Consider the following 17,721-nt stretch of genomic DNA (forward strand, 5'->3'; position numbering starts at 1 on the left):
ACCGGATCAGACGCCGATGTTCTTGCCGTCCTTGCGCCAGACCGCGACGACCGCGGGGCGGACGATCTTGCCCGGTCCGTCGGGCCAGACCGACATCGGGTTCTCGACGGAGGCCCCGTCGAGCTCGCCCGGGTGCTGCACGGCGACCAGGACGCGGCGGTCCTGGACCAGCGGGCCGCAGGTCTCGGCACCGCGCGGGACGGTGAGGAACTGCTTCAGCTCACCGCGGCGCTCGCCGCGGGTGGCCACGCCGAACAGGCCGTCGTGGGAGCCGAGCTGGTTGCCGTCCGTGGAGATCCACAGGTTGCCGTGCGAGTCGAAGGCCACGTTGTCCGGGCAGGAGATCGGGCTGACCTTCTCCTTCGGGAAGCCCGCGAAGTAGGTGGCCGGGTCGTTCGGGTCGCCGGCGACCAGGAACAGGCGCCAGGCGAAGCCGTCCGAGGCCGGGTCGTTCCAGTTCTCCGCGAGCTCCAGGATCTGCCCGTGCTTGTTGGCGTTGCGCGGGTTGGCCTCGTCGGCGGCGGCCTTGCCCGCGGCACCGCGGTCCTTGTTGTTGGTCAGCGCGACGTAGACGCGGCCGGTGCGCGGGGACGGCTCGATGTCCTCGGGGCGGTCCATCTTCGTGGCGCCCACCTTGTCGCCGGCCTGGCGCGTGAAGACGAAGACCTCTTCCGCGGTCATGCCCTCGACGTGCGAGACGGCGCCGTCGGCGGTGGCGGTGGCCAGCGGGATCCACACGCCGGTGCCGTCGAACTCGCCGTCGTTCGGAAGCTTTCCGGTGCCGTCGATCTGGGCGGCCGGGGAGTCGCCGGTGAGCTTGGCGACGTACAGGGTGCCCTCGTCGAGGAGGGTCAGGTTGTGCTCGCGGGCGGCGCGGGACTTGCCCTTCTTCATCCGCTTGCTGGAGACGAACTTGTAGAAGTAGTCGAAGCGCTCGTCGTCACCGGAGTAGACGACCGGGCGGCCGTCCTCGGTCAGGCGCGGCTGGGCACCCTCGTGCTTGAAGCGGCCGAGCGCGGTGTGCTTGCGCGGGGTCGACGTCGGGTCGTACGGGTCGAGCTCGACGACGTAGCCGAAGCGGTTGACCTCGTTGGGCTCCTGGAGCACGTCGAAGCGCTTGTCGAAGCGCTCCCACTTGCGCTCGGAGGCGGCACCGCCGATGCCGTAGCGCTTCAGGCGGGCGGCCTGGACGGGCTCGGTCACGGCGCCGCCGTTGGCGAAGTACTGGTTGAAGTTCTCCTCGCCGTGGAGGGTGGTGCCCCACGGGGTGGTGCCGCCGGAGCAGTTGTTCAGCGTGCCGAGCACCTTGGTGCCGGTCGGGTCGGCGGAGGTCTTCACCAGGTCGCTGCCGGCCACCGGGCCGGTCAGGCGGAACTCGCTGGTGGCGGTGAGGCGGCGGTTCAGCTCGTGGCGGCGGACCGGGGTGAGCTTGCCGCTGCGGTGGTCCTCCTGGACCACGACGACGCCGAGGCCGTGCGCGGCCCAGGCGATCTCGACCTGCTCGCGGGTCGGGTTGTTCGCGTCGTAGTTCGCGAACATCAGGACCTCGTCGGTGTACTCGTGGTTCGCGACGAGGACCTGGCGGCGCGCGTACGCGTCGTCCAGCGGGAGGAGCGCGAGGAAGTCGTTGTTGTAGCCGAACTGGCCGGCCTGGGCGGCGGCGGTCTGGTTCTTCTCGTCGAAGGCCGGGGCACCGCGCAGGATCGGGTCGCCCCAGCGGATCACGACGCCCTGCTCGTAGCCGGCGGGGACGGTGACCTTGTCGTCGGTGTTGGGCGCGACGGGGGCGAAGCGCAGGCCCCGGGCGGCACCGGCGTCCACGGCGGTGGCGGCGGCCCCGGCGCCGGCGGCGGCACCCTCGGCGGCCACGGCCGGGGTCGCGCCCTGGCCGACGACGGCGGTGGTGCCGGCGGCGGTGGCGACGGTCACGACGGCGGCGGCGCGGAGCATCGAGCGGCGCGAGAGCGCACCGGCTATGACGTCGCCGACGTACTCGTTGTCGCTGGTGTTCGGCACCTCGTGGAAGCAGGCGTCACCACAGCGGAAGCGGCAGGTGAGCGCCGAGCGGCCACCCGCGTGCGGGGTGCTGATGAGCGGCAGGAGCTTGCGCACGTATGTCCTCCGGTGAATACACGGCGACGCTTCCCTGCGCCGACATCGTGTCGGAACGAATCCAGCCGCGACGGTAGGAGGCAGTTGCGCCACGGCGGCGGCGTGCGGATGAACGGTGGGTGAATCCGGCACGAAGGGGCGGAAGTTCACTCCGGCGGACCCCGGGACGGGCGCGTGGGGCCTCCCCTCCCTTGTTACGGGGAGCGGTCCCGATAACCTTACGTGTCCACTCTGGTCAGGGATCTTTCGCCAATTCCCCCGCAGTACGGACAAACATCGCACCCCCAGCTCATGCGAAAGGCCTCGCTCATGGGTATTCGGAGTTTGTTGCGCAAGGTGTTCGGCCGCGAGCGTGCGGAGTCCGTCACCGCCACGGGTACCGATCAGCCGGAGCGAGCCGAACCGATGGTCCCGGCCCAGTCCCCGGCCTCGGACAAGGCGCCCCTGGCCCCCCTGGACGCCGCCGCGGAACTCGTCGCGGCGTCCTTCGACAACCCCACCGTCCCCTCCCAGTCCGCCCCGCGCGACTCCGACCCGGTGCCGGTGGGCGCCCCGGAGCAGCGCGCCTCGCTCGGCGTCACGCCCCCGGCGGACGCCACCGTCCCGGAGGCCCGGCGCGAATCCCCGGCGCCGGCCGCTGCCGGGTCCGCTCCCGCCGAGGTCGCGGAGCCCGAGCCCGCCGCCGAGCCCGCGCCTGAGGCGGAGGCCCCCGTGGCGGAGGCCGACCCCGAGCCGGTCGCCGAAGCAGAGCCCGTCACCGCCGAGGCCGAGCCGGCCGTGGAGGCGGAGGCCCCGGTGGCCGAAGCAGAGCCCGTCACTGCCGAGGCCGAGCAGCCGGTGGCCGCCGAGCCCGAGCCGGTCGTGGAGGCCGAGCCGGTCGCCGCCGAGGCCGCATCGGAGCCGGTCGTGGAAGCCGAGCCCGAGCCGGTCGCCCAGGCCGAGCCCGAGCCGGTCGCGGAAGCCGAGCCCGAGCCGGTCGCCGAGGCGGAGCCCGCGGTCGAGGCCGAGCCGGTGGCCGCCGAAACCGCGGAGCCCGAGCCCGTCGCCGAGGCCGAGCCGCCGGCCGCCGGGGCCGAGGTCGTCGAGGGGCCCGCGCGGACCCTCGCGCAGGTGCGGGCCGCGTCCAAGGAGCTCGCCGACCCCTACAAGGCCGCCGGCAGCGTGCTGCGCGGCCGTGGTGCCGCGGGTGCCCGCGCCAAGGTGTACCTGGTGCTGGACCGCTCCGGGTCGATGCGCCCGTTCTACAAGGACGGCAGCGCCCAGTACCTCGCCGACCACGCCGTCGCCCTCGCCGCGCACCTGGACGAGGACGCCACCGTGCACACCGTGTTCTTCTCCACGGACATCGACGGCACCCACGACCTCACCCCCGCCAACCACGCGACCGTGGACGAGACCCACGCGGGCCTCGGCCGCATGGGCCGCACCAGCTACCACCGGGCCGTCGAGCAGGTCCTGGAGCACGTCGGCGGCTCCGACGTGCCCACCCTGGTCGTCTTCCAGACCGACGGCGCCCCGGACGCCAAGCAGCCCGCCCGCCAGGCCGTGGCGGACGCGGCGAGCTCCGCGAAGAACGTCCACTGGCAGTTCGTGGCCTTCGGCGACCACGACAACAAGGCCTTCGACTTCCTGCGCAAGCTCGAAGCGGACGCGGACAACGCCGGCTTCTTCCACGCGGGCCCCGAGCCCCGGGAGCTGACCTCCGCCGCGCTGGTCAAGGGCATCCTGGGCGACTTCCTGCGCTGATCCGGCAGGACGCCCCCGGCACGGCGCAGGGCCCGGAACCGACCTCGACGGTTCCGGGCCCTGCGCGTTTTCCACCTCACCAAGTGGTCCTAGAAGAGCAGCTCCCCGGCCGGGTAGCCGCTGCCGGTCCGGACGCGGGGCGCGTAGCCGCCCGCCCCGTCGCCCTTGTAGAAGTACAGGTCGCCGGCCGCGTCGCGGCCGAGCAGGTCGGCGCGGCCGTCGCCGGTCACGTCGCCGGGCGAGGTGAGGGCGGTGTAGACGTCCCAGTTGGTGCCGATCCTGACCCGGGCCTCGTACCCGCCCTGTCCGGTGCCGCGGAACAGCCACAGGTCGCCGGCGGCGTCGCGGGCCAGCAGGTCGGGCCGCCCGTCGCCGGAGAAGTCCCCGGGGCTCAGCAGGGCCTCGTACCCGGCCCAGCCGGTGCCGATCCGGACGGGCGCCGCGTAGGAGTGCGCACCGGTGCCGGCGTGCAGCCACAGGTCGCCCGCCGTGTCGCGGGTGATCAGGTCGGCGCGGCCGTCCCCGTTGGTGTCGCCGGGCGCGACGAGCCGGTCGTACGCGCCCCAGCCGGTGGCCGCCTGGACCCGGGTGGAGCCCGAGTACGTGCCGGCCGCGTCCGCCGGGTAGTGCCACAGGACACCGCCCGCGTCCAGGGCGGCCAGGGTGGTGCCGCCCGTGGGGCGGGCCACCTGGCGCATCCCCGCCCAGCCGGTGCCGGTCTTGCAGGCGCCGGAGAGGGTGCCGTCGCCCTTGCCCGTGTACCGGAAGAGGGCGCCCGAGGCGTCGCGGCGGAACAGCGCGCCGGTGGCCGGGGCGAAGGCGCCGCAGTCGGCCCAGGAGGCCGCGCCGCGCACCATCCGGTGGTCGGAGACCGCGGGGTCGAGCGGCAGGGCGTCGCCCTTGGGGGTCTTGAAGTGGGCCCGGCTGAAGAACACGTAGTCGAGCTTCTTGTCCAGGCGGGTGGTCTCGCCGGACCGGCAGCGGGTCTGCGTCCCCGGCGTGCAGGCCGCCGGGTCGAAGAACTCCGTGTCGGTCTCGTCGGCCTCCACGAAGGTCCCCTCGGCGGCGTCGCCGATGGTCCTGTCGTAGAAGGGCCGCAGGGAGGTCGTGCGGGGCGTGTGGTTGAAGTCGCCGCCCAGCACCACGGGGATGCCCTGGGCCTGCCACGCCTCGGCCTGCGCCGCGAGCTTCTCCGCCTCCGGGGCGGCGAGTGTGCCGTCGTCCCAGTAGAGGTGGACGGAGCAGGCCCAGTTGGCCCGGCTCTGGATGTAGTTCCTGACGCAGGGGATCTTGATCGGCTCCGCCTCTCCGCCGACCGTCAGGTCGAGGTCGGCGGTGGCCGTGACCGGCCCCTTCACCAGGACGGCGTTGCCGTAGTCGGCGCCGCCGCAGACGGTCGCCTTCCCGGAGACCGTGGGCGTGTAGTGGCCCTTGAAGCCGAGCGGCGCCAGGCGGGAGAGGATCTCGTCGTACTGCGGCCGGCAGACCTCCTGGAGGAAGATCTGGTCGGCGTTCCAGGTGCCGACGGCGGCCTGGGCGACGACGCTGTCGATCCGCTTCGCGTTGTCGTGGTCGGCGCCGACGCACATGTTGCCGCAGATGTTGTAGCTGACGAAGCGCAGCGGCGGTGCGGTGGCCGAGCCGACCGTGTCCGCCTGGGCGGGGGCGGCCAGGCCGACGGCCGCGGTGAGGGCGAGTACGGCCGAACCGAGGGCGGTCCAGGCGGACGCGGTGCGGCGGCTCACCAGTTCGTACCGATCTGGACCGCGCCGCCGCCGGTGAAGGACGGGCCGGAGTAGCGGTACAGGTTGCCCGTGGAGGCGTTGACCGCGACCAGGTCGCCCTTGCCGTCGCCGGTAACGTCGCCCACGCCGGCGAGGCCGCGCATGGTGTCCCAGTTGGTGCCGACCTTGACGCGGGCCGCGCCGCCGACGAAGTTCGGGCCCGAGTAGCGGTACAGGTCGCCGGTGGCCTTCTCGACCGCGACCAGGTCGGCCGTGCCGTCACCGGTCACGTCGTCGACGCCGACGACGGTGGAGTAGATGTTCCAGCCGGTGCCGATCTGCACGCGGGAGCCGCCGCCGAAGGACGGTCCGGCGTAGCGGTACAGGTTCCCGGTGGCCTTCTCGACCGCGACGATGTCGCCCTTGCCGTCGCCCGTGACGTCGCCGACGGCGGCGATGTTCGTCATCGAGTCCCAGTTGGTGCCGATCTTGACCTTGGTGCCGCCGTTGTAGTTGGGGCCCGAGTAGCGGTAGAGGTCGCCGTTGTTCTTGTCGACCGCGACCAGGTCGCCCTTGCCGTCGCCGGTGACGTCCCCGACCCCGACGATGTCCGAGTACGCGTTCCAGCCGAAGCCGATCTTCACGCGGCTGCCGCCGCCGTAGCCCGGGCCCTGGTAGCGGTACAGGTCGCCGGTGGCGGCGTCGACGGCCACCAGCTCGCCCTTGCCGTCGCCGTTCAGGTCCCCGACGCCCGTGAGGTTGTTCATCTTGGCCTGGGGCAGCTCGGGTTCGGCCGGGTACGGGTCGGCGTGGTCGGAGCCGAGGCCCGCGGCCGGACCGCAGTGCGGCCAGGCGCCCTCGCCCTGCTCGGCGAGGACCTTCTCGCCGATGCGTATCTGCTGCTCCTTGGTGGCCTGGTGGGCGTACGAGGCGTACGCCGTGCCGCCGAAGGCGTCCCAGGTGGACTTCGAGAACTGCAGGCCGCCGTAGTAGCCGTTGCCGGTGTTGATGGACCAGTTCCCGCTGCTCTCGCACTGGGCGACCTTGTCCCAGGTGGCCACGGAGGCGGCCGAGGCGGGGGCCGCGGTGAGCAGGGGGAGGGTGAGCGCGGCGACCGGGGCGGCCACGAGGGCGAGCAGGGCGGACCTGTTGCGGGTGAGGACGGACATCGCTGGGGCACCTCTGGTGTCGGGGCGTCAGGGCGGGGAGTCGTGCGGGTCGTCGGGGACCCGGGAGGGCACGGCGGGGCCGGGGGCCGGCCCCGCCGTGCGGGGAAGGCGGTGCCTTCCGGGGTGCCGCCTGTCGGATCAGGCGCCGGGGACTACCACTTGACGCCGATCTGGACCGCGCTGGAGCCGGTGAAGCCGGGGCCGGAGTAGCGGTACAGGTTGCCGGTGGAGGCGTTGACCGCGAGGAGGTCCGGGACGCCGTCCTTGTCGAGGTCGCCGGGGCCCGTGAGGTTGATCATCGAGTCCCAGTTGGTGCCGATCTGGACGCGGGTGCCGCCGTTGAAGTTCGGGCCCGAGTAGCGGTACAGGTTGCCCGTCGAGGTCTCGACCGCGACGATGTCCGCCTTGCCGTCGCCCGTGATGTTCCCGACGCCGACGATGGTGGAGTAGATGTTCCAGCCGGTGCCGATCTGGACGCGGGTGCTGCCGCCGTACGACGGGCCGGAGTAGCGGTACAGGTTTCCGGTGGCGGTCTCGACCGCGATGATGTCGCCCTTGCCGTCGCCGGTGATGTCGCCGACCGAGGCGATGCCGTGCATCGAGTCCCAGTTGGTGCCGACCTTCACGCGGTTCGAGCCGCTGTAGGACGGGCCGTAGTAGCGGTACAGGTCGCCGGTGGAGTTCTCGACGGCGATGATGTCGCCCTTGCCGTCGCCGTTCTGGTCGCCGACACCGACGATCGTGCCCATGGTGTCCCAGTTGGTGCCGATCTTGACGCGGGCGGCCCCGCCGGTGAAGTTCGGGCCCGAGTAGCGGTAGAGGTCGCCGGTGGCGGAGTCGACGGCTATCACGTCGCCGACGCCGTCGCCCGTGATGTCGCCGACCGCGGTCACGTCGGTCATGCCGGTGTCCTTCACCGTGGCCGGGGATTCCGCGACCTTGTTGTAGCGGTACGCGGACATGCCCTCGCCCTGCATGTAGCTGCGGGTGACCTTGATGTGGCGGGCGTTGGTGCCCGGGCGGGCGTGCTCGTAGATCCACATCTCGGTGTGGGAGGAGTCGACCCACTTGTCGAAGAGGACGACGTGGGCGTTGACGTTGTTCAACGCGTCGCCGGGCAGCAGCTGGTCGTAGCTGGAGAGCTTGGTGGAGTAGTCGGGCAGCGTCCAGGTGACCGCACTGGTGTTGAGGTGCCAGGCCATCGAGACCAGGCCGGAGCAGTCGGTCCGGTAGTAGCGGCCCTGCGGGTCCTTGGCCGTGGCCCCCTGGTTGTACGGGACGGCGTTGTCCACCCAGAACTGGGCGCGCTCCAGGATCTCCTGACGGGTGATCTGGCTGCCGACGGTCGAGGTGGCGGTCACCGCGCTCACGGCCGCCGGGGCCGCCGCGGGGCTCGCGGCCTGGGCCGGGGACAGACCGCCGAGGGCCAGGGCGCCGAGCGAGGCGGCAACGGCGGCGGCGGAGGCGACACGACGGGTCGAGAAGGTCATGGACATGACAGAGATCTCCTGGTGAGGATGTCGAGGTGAGGTGAGGTGAGGTGAGGTGGTGCACGTCGAGGTGACGCGGGGCGGACCGGCGCCGGGGCCGGCGGGTCCGGGCGCTTCCGGGCAGCGCGCACCGCGGCGCCGGCCGGCACGCGGTCGGGCGCGCCGGAGGAACCGGGCGGCGCCGGGAAGGCCGTGACCCGCGTTCAGGGAGAGGGGGAGAACCGCACCGGGACGGAGCCGGTGCGAGGGGACCGGGGCGTCAGCGCGCCGGTCGGCGGCCTGCGGCCGCGGGGAGGTGGGTGCCCGTCACTCCACCGGTCGCATGGGGGTGTACCCCTGCGCGGCGAGCGGGGCGGAGGCGCGGCCGAGGAGCGCGAGCGCTCCGCACGGGACAGCGGCCCCGTAGGCACTGCTCAGCAGGAACACCGCCTCCAGACCGACCCAGTGGGGCCGTACCCGGATGTGTTCGAGGTGGTCGGCGGGTTCCGTGTGGGCCCAGAGCAGGTCCTGGACGAGGTCGGCGCGCTTCCGGCTGCCGTCCACGTCCGCCGCACCGAGCAGCAGCGCCGTGACCATGTGCATGAGGGTCAGTCCCAGCCGATCACACCCGCACCGCCGCCGGCGACCGCCGTCGAACCGGCCGGGGACGAGTCCCAGCCGATGACGGGCTTGCCGGACGCGACCGCGCCGGGCGTGGCGGAATCCCACCCGATGACCCCCTGGGCCGCGCCGAGGCCGGCGGCGGCGAGCAGGACGGTGAGAGCGGCGGTGGCGAGGTGCTTGGACATGGACATCGGATCCCCCTGAGGTGCAGACTTTACCGTCAACTTGGCTTCTTCTCCCGAGGCGTTGGGCCGTTTCCGGTGTCCCGCCGCCCTCTCGGTGATCACCATCCTGCAGGGGTCCGGAACCCTCCGGAAGGCATTCGGGGTGGCACCAAGAGGGCTGGCACGGAGGTGCCACCTCACCCGAACCGCCTTGCGGATCGGTGGCCGTATGCCGACGATGGGCCCGGGGGACGATCAAGATCACGGCGGGCACCCGGATGCGCGCCGAGGACCCGGGGGTGGGGAAAACATGCTGGAAGTGCTGGGTCTGGGAGCCTCGGCGGAGTCCGTCTACCGAGGCCTGCTGGAGCAGCCGGGCGCCGGCGTCGCCGAGTTGTGCGAGCTGCTCGGACTGACCGAGACCGAGGTACGGGACGGGCTGGACCGGCTCATCGACCTGGAACTGCTGCAGCCGTCGCGCGACGTGCCCGGCCTCCTCCGGGCGCTCACCCCGGACGTCGGCCTGGAACTGATCCTGCGCCGGCAGGAGGCCGAGCTGGTGCGCCGCCAGCAGGAGCTGGCGGCCGGCAAGGAGGCGATGGCCCGGGCCGTCGCCAGCTTCTCCGGACTGCGCACCGGGACCGAGGTGGACGGCGCCGAACGGCTCATGGGCCTGGACGCGATCCAGCGGAGGCTGGAGACGCTCGCCCGGGACCTGCGCCACGAGTGCCTGGCCATCCAGCCCGGCGCCCAGTCCCAGGCCAGCCTGGACGCCTCGCGCCCGCTGGACGAGGACGCGCTGGCCCGCGGCATCAGCCTGCGGGTCATCCACCAGGACTCCGCCCGCAACGACCCGCCCACCCGGGCCTACGCGCGCTGGATCACCGAACTGGGCGGGGAGATCCGCACCAGCCCGGTCGTCCCGCCCCGGATGCTGATCTTCGACCGGACGACCGCGCTGGTCCCGATCGACCCCACCAACAGCAGGCTCGGCGCCCTGTGCACCAGCACGCCGGGCATCGTCAGCTCCCTGATCGCCCTCTTCGAGCAGACCTGGGAAGCGGCCGTCCCGCTGGGCGCCGACACCCGCGGCCGCGGCGACGGGGACGGCCCGTCCCCGGCCGAGCTGGAACTGCTGAAGCTGCTCGCCTCCGGCCTGACCGACGAGGCCGCCGGCAAGCGCCTCGGCGTCTCGCTGCGCACCGTCCGCCGCCAGATGTCCGCCCTCATGGAACGCCTGGACGCGGGCAGCCGCTTCGAGGCGGGCCTCAAGGCCGCCCAGCGCGGCTGGCTCTGAGCGCACCGCCCGCCAACTCCCGGCGAACGACGGCCCCGCGGCGTACAACCCCGCGGGGCCGTCGTGTGTCTCCTGTGCGAAACCAATCAACTTCCGTCACGGGGAGAACATGCGCCACTCCTTCTCTGTCCGCTCGCGGCGTTCGCTGGCGACCTTCGTGGCCCTGGCCGCAGTGGCGGGCGTCGCGCCCGTCCTCACCGCGGGTACGGCCCTCGCCGCCGGGCCGCAGCCGTGGACCGCCGGTGCCAAGGTCACCGGGGCGGACGCGGTCACCGACGTCCAGGACCTGGTCGTCTCGTCCGACGGCTCGGCCGTCGCGCTGTGGAACCAGCGGAGGGCGACCGAGACCGGTACGGAGCGCGTGCTGTACGCGGCCGTGCGGCCGGCCGGCGGCGACGTGTGGGCGGCGGCCGCTCCGCTGGCCGTGACCCCCACCGCCACGGGCGCGGCGAAGCTGGTGGCCGCGGGCGACGCGGTCGTCGCGGTGTGGACGGAGTACCCGGACGCCACCGACGACCCGGAGGACCGCACCAAGCCGGCCGCCCGGATCATGAGCGCCGTGCTCTCCGGGGGCACCTGGTCGGAGCCCACCACCGTGATGGGCCTGGACGCACAGCGCGAAACGGTCGGCATGGACCTGACGGCCGCGGCCGACGGCACGGTCACCGCCGTGTGGAGCGACCGTCCCCTGACCGCCGAGCTGATGGAGATCCGCACCGCCACCCGGGCCGCCGACGGCACCTGGTCTCCGGCCGTACGCGTGAGCAGGGCGCCGGAGGCGGGCGGCGAGGACGCGTACGGCGGCGAGGTCGCCGTGGACGCCGCGGGCAACACCGTGATCGCCTTCTCGCAGGTGCTCTCCGGGGCCGGCACCGAGCAGGTCCACACCGTCGTGCGCCCCGCCGGCGGCACCGCGTGGGGCACCCCGGTCGGCCACACCGGCCCCCTCAAGCAGTCCACCGCCGTCCCCCGGCTGGCCGCGGGTGCCGACGGCACCGTCGCCATGACCTGGTCCGGTCTGACGGGCGACATGACGGCCGGCAAGCCGCTGCTCGTCTCGACCACCAAGGACGCGGCCGCGGGCTGGACCCTCACGCAGGCGGCCCTGTCCGACGGCGTCGACGTCCTGCCGGACCCGCTGGTCGGCCCGGGCGGCGCGATCTCCCTGGTCTGGCGGAAGGACCCGAACGGCGGCAGCACCCTCACCGTCTCCCGGCCCGCCGGCGCGAGCGCCTGGTCCGAACCCCAGGCCCTGTCCACCGGACCGGTGCCCAAGGGCTACGACGGCGCGGTCGGCAAGGACGGCAGCGTCCACGTCGTCTGGGGCCAGCAGACGGCCGACGGCGGCGAACAGCTCGTGCAGGCCGCCAGGACCGGCGGCGGCTGGACCCCGGCGGCCCCGCTGCAGAACGGGACCGCCGCCGCCTTCGACGCCGAGGTCGCGGTCGGCGCCGACGGCGTCGCCACCGCCGCCTGGTCCGGCACCGCCCTGTGGGCCGCGCGCAGCCTGCCGCAGGCCGGGGTGGTCACCTCGACGGTGCCCGCCACCGCCTCCCTCACCGGCGTCACCGGCTCCACCACCCCGGTCTGGAAGCCGGTCTGGGACCTGGACCGGCCGGTCTCCGGCTGGACCCTGACCCTCACCGACCCGGCGGGCGCGGTCGCCCGCACCCTCACCGACGGGACACGGACCACCAGGATCGCCCCGGTGTGGAACGGCCTGGACGCGGCCGGACGCTACGCCGCCAACGGCCCGCTGAAGTGGACCCTCAAGGCCACCACGGCGGGCGCCGCCACCCCCGCCACCCTCGCCACCGGCACCCTCACGGTCACCGGCGGCACCCCCGGCGCCCGCGACCACGGCAGCGCCTCCGCCACCCCCGACGGCACCGGCGACGCCCTCGTGCTCACCACCAACGGCGGCATCCGGTCCGTCTACGGCGACCGCGCCACCGGCAGGTTCAACGGCACCGCCACCGGCTACGGCTGGCCCGCCGGCATCCGCCCGGTGCCCATCGGCGACATGAACGGCGACCGGTGCAACGACCTGCTGGTCCGCAACTCCGCAGGCGAGCTGCGCCGGTACACCCCGGCCTGCGGCAAGACGGTCACCCCGAGCACCACGAACAAGCCGATCGGCACCGGCTGGAACCAGTACGACGTCCTGACCTCCCCCGGCGACGTCACCGGCGACCGCCGCGCGGACCTCGTCGCCCGCAACGCCTCCACCGGTGCGCTGTACCTGTACGAGCGGCTGAGCACCGGCGTCTTCGCCGCCCGGGTGCAGATCCCGGGCGCGTACAAGGCGTACAAGAAGGTCCTGGGGGCCGGGGACCTGAACGGCGACGGCCACGGCGACCTGGTCCTGCACGACACCGGCAACGAGCTGTGGCGCATGAACGGCCTGGGCGGCGGCAGGTTCGCCGCCCCGGTGAAGATCGCCACCGATTGGGGCACCACCACCAACGCCCTGGTCGCCGCGGGCGACCTGAACGGCGACGGCCGGGCCGACCTGATCTCCCGCGACACGTCCGGCACCATCTGGCGCCACTCCGGCACCGGCAAGGGCACCTTCGCCTCCCGCGTCCAGATCGCCACCGGCTGGCAGGTCTACTCCGGGCTGTTCTAGTCCGGTCCGGAGGGTCCGGTCCGGAGGGTCCGGTCCTGCGGGCCCGGGCCCGCGGGTCCGGTAGTCCGGTCCGAACCGGCCGGAAACCGTCGGCGAAAAAGGTCCCCGCGGCGTACAACCCCGCGGGGACCTGGCGGGTCTCCTGTGCGAAACCAATCGACTTCGTTCACGGGGAACCCATGCGTCGCTCCTTTTCCGTCCGCTCCCGGCGCTCGCTGGCCACGTTCGTGGCCCTGGCCGCCGTCGCCGGCGCCGCCCCGGTGCTGGCCTCGGCCCCGGCCGTCGCCGCCGACCTCGCCCCCTGGTCACAGGCCTGGAAGGTCAACGGCACCAACGCGACCACCAGCCCGCTGGACCTGATCAGCACGCCGGACGGCTCGGCCGTCGCCCTGTGGCACTGGCGCCTCCCCGGCACCACCGAGTGGAAGCTGTACGCGGCCCGCCGCCCGGCCGGCGCCAACTGGACGGCCCCGCGGCTGCTCGCGACCACGCCCACCGAGGCCGGCTGGGAGAGCGCCCGCCTGACCGTCGCCGGCAACCGGGCCGTCGCGATGTGGATGGAGTTCCCGGACGACACGGGTCCGGGCAACGAGGCCCTCACCGCCGGCCGGATCATGACCGCGACGCAGAACATCGACGGCGACACCTGGTCCGCCCCGCAGCCCCTCGTGGACGAGGAGGCGGGCAGCCACCCGGCCGACCTGGACCTGGCGGCCGCCCCCAACGGCGCGGTGACCGCCGTGTGGACCGCCCGCCCGCTGGGCGCCGGCCACCGGGAGGCCTGGGCGGCCACCCGGTCCGCGGCCGGCACCTGGTCCGCGCCGGTCCAGATCAGCACCACCGCCGCGGACGGCGACACCGGCGTCGACGGCCCCCGCGTGACCGTGAAGGCCGACGGCACGGCCGTCGTCGCCTACCGCCAGAGCAACACCGACCCCGAGACCGGCGGCGGCAGCAGCATCCGTACGTCGGTCCGCGCGGCCGACGCGACCTCCTGGAGCAAGCCCGTTCCGGCCGCCACCTCCAGCCGGTCCCTCGGCTTCCCCCGGCTGTCCACCTCCTCCGGGCAGCTCGCCGCCGGGCAGGTGTCGCTGACCTGGACCTCGTCCGACCCCGAGACGGGCGACTCGACCATCCACACGGCCCTCTCCGCCGACCCGGCCACCGGCTGGACCGAGGCGAAGCCGTTCGCCGTCGGCGGGAACACCGGCACCCCCGAGACCGTCCTGGAGCCCGACGGCGACCTGACCGCGGTCTGGGTCGGCTACCAGGACGGGGACTCCTTCGCCACCCGCACCACCACCCTGGACCACGGCACCGGTGCCTGGTCCCCCGTGAAGAAGCTCTCCACGCAGTACGTCCCCGAGCAGTTCGACGTGGCCACGGGCACCGACGGGACCGTCCGCGTGCTGTGGACGCAGGAGCAGGCGGACGGCACCGGCCGCGAGCTGTTCCAGGCCGCCCTGACCGGCGACACCTGGTCCGCGAGCAGCGCGATCAAGGGCTCCCAGGCCGACTGGGCCCGGGGACAGGTCACCGTCGACGGCAAGGGCGACGCCGTCGCGATCTGGTCGGGCGAGACCGGCAGCACCGAGTACCTCTGGTACGCGTACACGACCGTGTACGTCCCGCCGCTGAAGGTGGTCTCCTCGACCGTCCCCGCGACGATCCCGCTCGCCGGGACGATCACCGGCAGCAAGCCCTGGGCGGCGGTCTGGACCGTCAACCACTCCTCCAGCAACTACACGCTGACGGTCACCGACCTGCGCGGCAACCTGCTGAAGGAGCTCAAGGGCGTCACCAGCACCGACAGGATCGCGCCCGGCTGGAACGGCCGCACCACCTCCGGCTCCGTCGCCCCGAACGGCCCGGTGAAGTGGACCCTCAAGGGCATCGCCGGGGGCCAGACCACCGAGGTCACCCTCGCCTCCGGGAACGCCACCATCACCGGCGGCGGCGCGGTCTACCGCGACTTCGGCAGCGCCTCGGGCACCCCGGACGGCTTCGGCGACGCCGTCGTGACGACCGCCAACGGCGGCATCCGGTCCATCTTCGGCGACCGCGCCACCGGTGCGTTCAAGGGCTCGGCCACCGGCTACGGCTGGCCCGCCGGCATCCGCGTGGTGCCGGTCAAGGACATGAGCGGCGACCGCTGCAACGACTTCCTGGTCCGCAACGCCAAGGGCGAGCTGCGCCGTTACACCCCGGCCTGCGGCAAGCTGCCCACGCCGACCACCACCAGCCGCCTGATCGGCGGCGGCTGGAACCAGTACGACGTCCTGACGTCCACCACCGACGTCACCGGCGACGGCCGCCCGGACCTGGTCGCCCGGAACGCCTCCACCGGTCACCTGTACCTGTACGCCCGCACCGGCGACGGCATCCTCGCCCCGCGGGTCCAGCTCCCCGGCGCGTACAAGCAGTACAAGAAGGTCGTCGGCGCCGGCGACCTGAACGGCGACGGCAAGGGCGACCTGCTGCTGCAGGACGCCAACAACAACGCCTACCGGATGTACGGCCAGGGCAACGGCACCTTCTCGAACCCGGACTACATCGGCGCCAAGTGGGGCGTCTCGTACAACTCCGTGGTCTCGGCCGGCGACTTCAACGGCGACGGCAAGGACGACCTGCTCGCCCGCGACACCTCCGGCAACATCTGGCGCCACCACGGCACCGCCAACGGCGCCCTCGGCGCCGGCGTGAAGATCGCCACCGGCTGGCAGGTCTACGGCGGCCTGGTCTAGCAGGACGTGCCGGGGGCCGTACGGACGTACGGCCCCCGGGCAAGCCGAAGGGGCCCGGGATCCTGAGCGGATCCCGGGCCCCTTCGTACGACCGGTACGACCGGTGCGACCGGTACGACTAGCGCGCGGCGTCCGGGTGGACGGCCTCGGAGACCGGGCGGTCGCCGGTGGCCTTCTTCTCGACCGGCTTGCGCAGGGCGATGTTCAGCTCGCGCAGGCGGGCCTCCTCCAGCTCCGTCGGCGCGCCCATCATCAGGTCCTGGGCGTTGCCGTTGAGCGGGAAGGCGATGGTCTCGCGGATGTTCGGCTCGTCGGCCAGCAGCATCACGATGCGGTCCACGCCCGGGGCGATGCCGCCGTGCGGCGGGGCGCCGTACTGGAAGGCGCGCAGCATGCCCGCGAACTCGGTCTCGACGGTCTCCTTGGAGTAGCCGGCGATCTCGAAGGCCTTGAACATGATCTCGGGCTCGTGGTTCCGGATGGCGCCGGAGGAGAGCTCGATGCCGTTGCAGACGATGTCGTACTGCCAGCCGAGGACGTCCAGCGGGTCCTGGGTCTCCAGGGCCTCCAGGCCGCCCTGCGGCATCGAGAAGGGGTTGTGCGAGAAGTCGATCTTGCCGGTCTCCTCGTCCTTCTCGTACATCGGGAAGTCGACGATCCACGCGAAGCGGAAGACGCCCTCCTCGAACTGGGCCGCGCGCTTGGCGGCCTCGACCCGGACCGGGCCCATGATCTTGGAGACCTCGTCGAACTCGCCGGCGCCGAAGAACACGGCGTGGCCGGGGACCAGGCCCAGGCGCTCGGTGAGGACCTTGACGTTCTCCTCGGTGAGGAACTTGGCGATCGGGCCGGTGAGGGCGTTGCCCTCGCCCACGCGGACCCAGGCCAGGCCCTTGGCGCCCAGGGAGACGGCGAAGTCGCCCAGGCCGTCGAAGAACTTGCGCGGCTGGTCGCCCGTGTCCGGCACCGCCAGGGCACGGACGTGCTTGCCCGCGAAGGCCTTGAACTCGGAGTTCTCGAAGACGTCGGTGATGTCGACGAGCTCCAGCGAGGTGCGCAGGTCCGGCTTGTCGTTGCCGTACTTGAGCATCGACTCGCGGAACGGGATGCGCGGGAACGGGGAGCTGACGTGGCGGCCGCCGCCGAACTCCTCGAAGAGCTCGGTCATCAGCTTCTCGACGGGCTGGAAGACGTCCTCCTGCTCGACGAAGGACATCTCGATGTCGAGCTGGTAGAACTCGCCCGGCGAGCGGTCGGCGCGGGCGTCCTCGTCGCGGAAGCAGGGCGCGATCTGGAAGTAGCGGTCGAAGCCGGAGATCATCAGCAGCTGCTTGAACTGCTGCGGGGCCTGCGGCAGGGCGTAGAACTTGCCCGGGTTCAGGCGGGACGGGACCACGAAGTCGCGCGCGCCCTCGGGGGAGGTCGCGGTCAGGATCGGGGTCGCCATCTCGTTGAAGCCGAGGGACACCATCTTGTGGCGGATCGCGCCGATGACGGCGGAGCGCAGCATGATGTTGCGGTGCATGCGCTCGCGGCGCAGGTCGAGGAAGCGGTACTCCAGGCGGCGCTCCTCGTTCACACCGTCGTCGGTGTTGATCGTGAAGGGCAGCGGGGCGGCGGCGCCGAGCACCTCGACCGCGGCGGCCTCGATCTCGATCTCGCCGGTCGGCAGCTCGGGGTTGATGTTCTCCGCGCCGCGGGAGACGACCTTGCCGTCGACCCGGACCACGGTCTCCTTGGAGAGCTTGTCCAGGACCTCGGCGGCCGCGGTGCCGGGACGGGCGACGAGCTGCGTGATGCCGTAGTGGTCGCGCAGATCGATGAAGAGGATGCCGCCCAGGTCTCGACGATTGTGCAGCCAGCCGCTCAGCCGGACGTCGGTGCCGACGTCAGAGGCGCGGAGCTCGCCGCAGGTGTGGGACCTGTACCGATGCATCGTTCATCCAGTTCTTCGCGACAGCGCGTCTTTCGCGACGCGATAGCAGGGTGTGATTCAACCCTCCCAAGGTTACCGTCCGGGCGCGACCGGCACGGCGGGCCGCC

Annotated in this window: 11 protein-coding genes; 4 read left to right on the forward strand and 7 right to left on the reverse strand. The window is 72.9% G+C overall.

Going from position 1 to position 17,721, the window contains the following annotated elements; translation table 11 throughout:
* Positions 1–6: 6 nt before the first annotated feature.
* A complete protein-coding gene (locus tag ACIQUR_RS16850) occupies positions 7–2,112 on the reverse strand; it encodes a PhoX family protein (protein ID WP_403664645.1) in 2,106 nt (701 codons plus the stop codon).
* A 309-nt stretch (positions 2,113–2,421) separates the two neighbouring features.
* On the opposite strand from ACIQUR_RS16850, the gene ACIQUR_RS16855 reads away from it, so the two are divergent.
* On the forward strand, positions 2,422–3,858 hold the full coding sequence (locus ACIQUR_RS16855; RefSeq protein ID WP_403664647.1) for a VWA domain-containing protein: 1,437 nt from the start codon (positions 2,422–2,424) through the stop codon (positions 3,856–3,858).
* Positions 3,859–3,947: 89 nt separating this feature from the next.
* On the opposite strand, the gene ACIQUR_RS16860 is transcribed toward ACIQUR_RS16855, so the two are convergent.
* From ACIQUR_RS16860 to ACIQUR_RS16880, 5 genes are all read right to left on the reverse strand, one after another.
* The gene (locus ACIQUR_RS16860) at positions 3,948–5,603 is read right to left on the reverse strand and encodes an endonuclease/exonuclease/phosphatase family protein (protein ID WP_403664649.1); all 1,656 of its coding nucleotides are present in this window, start codon (positions 5,601–5,603) and stop codon (positions 3,948–3,950) included.
* Positions 5,600–6,751 carry a transglycosylase family protein gene (locus tag ACIQUR_RS16865; protein ID WP_403664651.1) on the reverse strand — a complete coding sequence of 384 codons (1,152 nt, stop codon included), beginning with the start codon at positions 6,749–6,751 and terminating at the stop codon, positions 5,600–5,602. Before ACIQUR_RS16865 ends, ACIQUR_RS16860 begins: the two co-directional genes overlap by 4 nt.
* Positions 6,752–6,903: 152 nt before the next feature.
* Positions 6,904–8,247 carry an FG-GAP repeat domain-containing protein gene (locus tag ACIQUR_RS16870; RefSeq protein ID WP_403664653.1) on the reverse strand — a complete coding sequence of 448 codons (1,344 nt, stop codon included), beginning with the start codon at positions 8,245–8,247 and terminating at the stop codon, positions 6,904–6,906.
* A gap of 300 nt (positions 8,248–8,547) precedes the next feature.
* On the reverse strand, positions 8,548–8,817 hold the full coding sequence (locus tag ACIQUR_RS16875) for a hypothetical protein (RefSeq protein WP_403664654.1): 270 nt from the start codon (positions 8,815–8,817) through the stop codon (positions 8,548–8,550).
* A gap of 11 nt (positions 8,818–8,828) precedes the next feature.
* A complete protein-coding gene (locus tag ACIQUR_RS16880; protein ID WP_403664656.1) occupies positions 8,829–9,035 on the reverse strand; it encodes a hypothetical protein in 207 nt (68 codons plus the stop codon).
* Positions 9,036–9,318: 283 nt separating this feature from the next.
* On the opposite strand from ACIQUR_RS16880, the gene ACIQUR_RS16885 reads away from it, so the two are divergent.
* From ACIQUR_RS16885 to ACIQUR_RS16895, 3 genes are all read left to right on the forward strand, one after another.
* The gene (locus tag ACIQUR_RS16885) at positions 9,319–10,305 is read left to right on the forward strand and encodes a LuxR C-terminal-related transcriptional regulator (RefSeq protein ID WP_403664658.1); all 987 of its coding nucleotides are present in this window, start codon (positions 9,319–9,321) and stop codon (positions 10,303–10,305) included.
* A 109-nt stretch (positions 10,306–10,414) separates the two neighbouring features.
* Positions 10,415–12,934 carry an FG-GAP repeat domain-containing protein gene (locus ACIQUR_RS16890; protein ID WP_403664660.1) on the forward strand — a complete coding sequence of 840 codons (2,520 nt, stop codon included), beginning with the start codon at positions 10,415–10,417 and terminating at the stop codon, positions 12,932–12,934.
* A 179-nt stretch (positions 12,935–13,113) separates the two neighbouring features.
* Positions 13,114–15,678, forward strand: a complete 2,565-nt coding sequence (locus ACIQUR_RS16895) for an FG-GAP-like repeat-containing protein (RefSeq protein ID WP_403664662.1) — start codon at positions 13,114–13,116, stop codon at positions 15,676–15,678.
* Positions 15,679–15,796: 118 nt separating this feature from the next.
* On the opposite strand, the gene aspS is transcribed toward ACIQUR_RS16895, so the two are convergent.
* A complete protein-coding gene (aspS, locus tag ACIQUR_RS16900; RefSeq protein WP_403664664.1) occupies positions 15,797–17,614 on the reverse strand; it encodes an aspartate--tRNA ligase in 1,818 nt (605 codons plus the stop codon).
* Positions 17,615–17,721 lie beyond the last annotated feature (107 nt).

Source organism: Streptomyces sp. NPDC101132 (genome assembly GCF_044759225.1).
Lineage (GTDB): Bacteria > Actinomycetota > Actinomycetes > Streptomycetales > Streptomycetaceae > Streptomyces.

Bases quoted from the DNA above. Each gene is read 5' to 3' on its own strand.
- ACIQUR_RS16855 (WP_403664647.1), top strand. From the start codon at position 2,422: ATGGGTATTCGGAGTTTGTTGCGCAAGGTGTTCGGCCGCGAGCGTGCG.
- aspS (WP_403664664.1), bottom strand. From the start codon at position 17,614: ATGCATCGGTACAGGTCCCACACCTGCGGCGAGCTCCGCGCCTCTGAC.
- ACIQUR_RS16880 (WP_403664656.1), bottom strand. From the start codon at position 9,035: ATGTCCATGTCCAAGCACCTCGCCACCGCCGCTCTCACCGTCCTGCTC.
- ACIQUR_RS16895 (WP_403664662.1), top strand. From the start codon at position 13,114: ATGCGTCGCTCCTTTTCCGTCCGCTCCCGGCGCTCGCTGGCCACGTTC.
- ACIQUR_RS16885 (WP_403664658.1), top strand. From the start codon at position 9,319: ATGCTGGAAGTGCTGGGTCTGGGAGCCTCGGCGGAGTCCGTCTACCGA.
- ACIQUR_RS16865 (WP_403664651.1), bottom strand. From the start codon at position 6,751: ATGTCCGTCCTCACCCGCAACAGGTCCGCCCTGCTCGCCCTCGTGGCC.
- ACIQUR_RS16870 (WP_403664653.1), bottom strand. From the start codon at position 8,247: ATGTCCATGACCTTCTCGACCCGTCGTGTCGCCTCCGCCGCCGCCGTT.
- ACIQUR_RS16890 (WP_403664660.1), top strand. From the start codon at position 10,415: ATGCGCCACTCCTTCTCTGTCCGCTCGCGGCGTTCGCTGGCGACCTTC.
- ACIQUR_RS16875 (WP_403664654.1), bottom strand. From the start codon at position 8,817: ATGGTCACGGCGCTGCTGCTCGGTGCGGCGGACGTGGACGGCAGCCGG.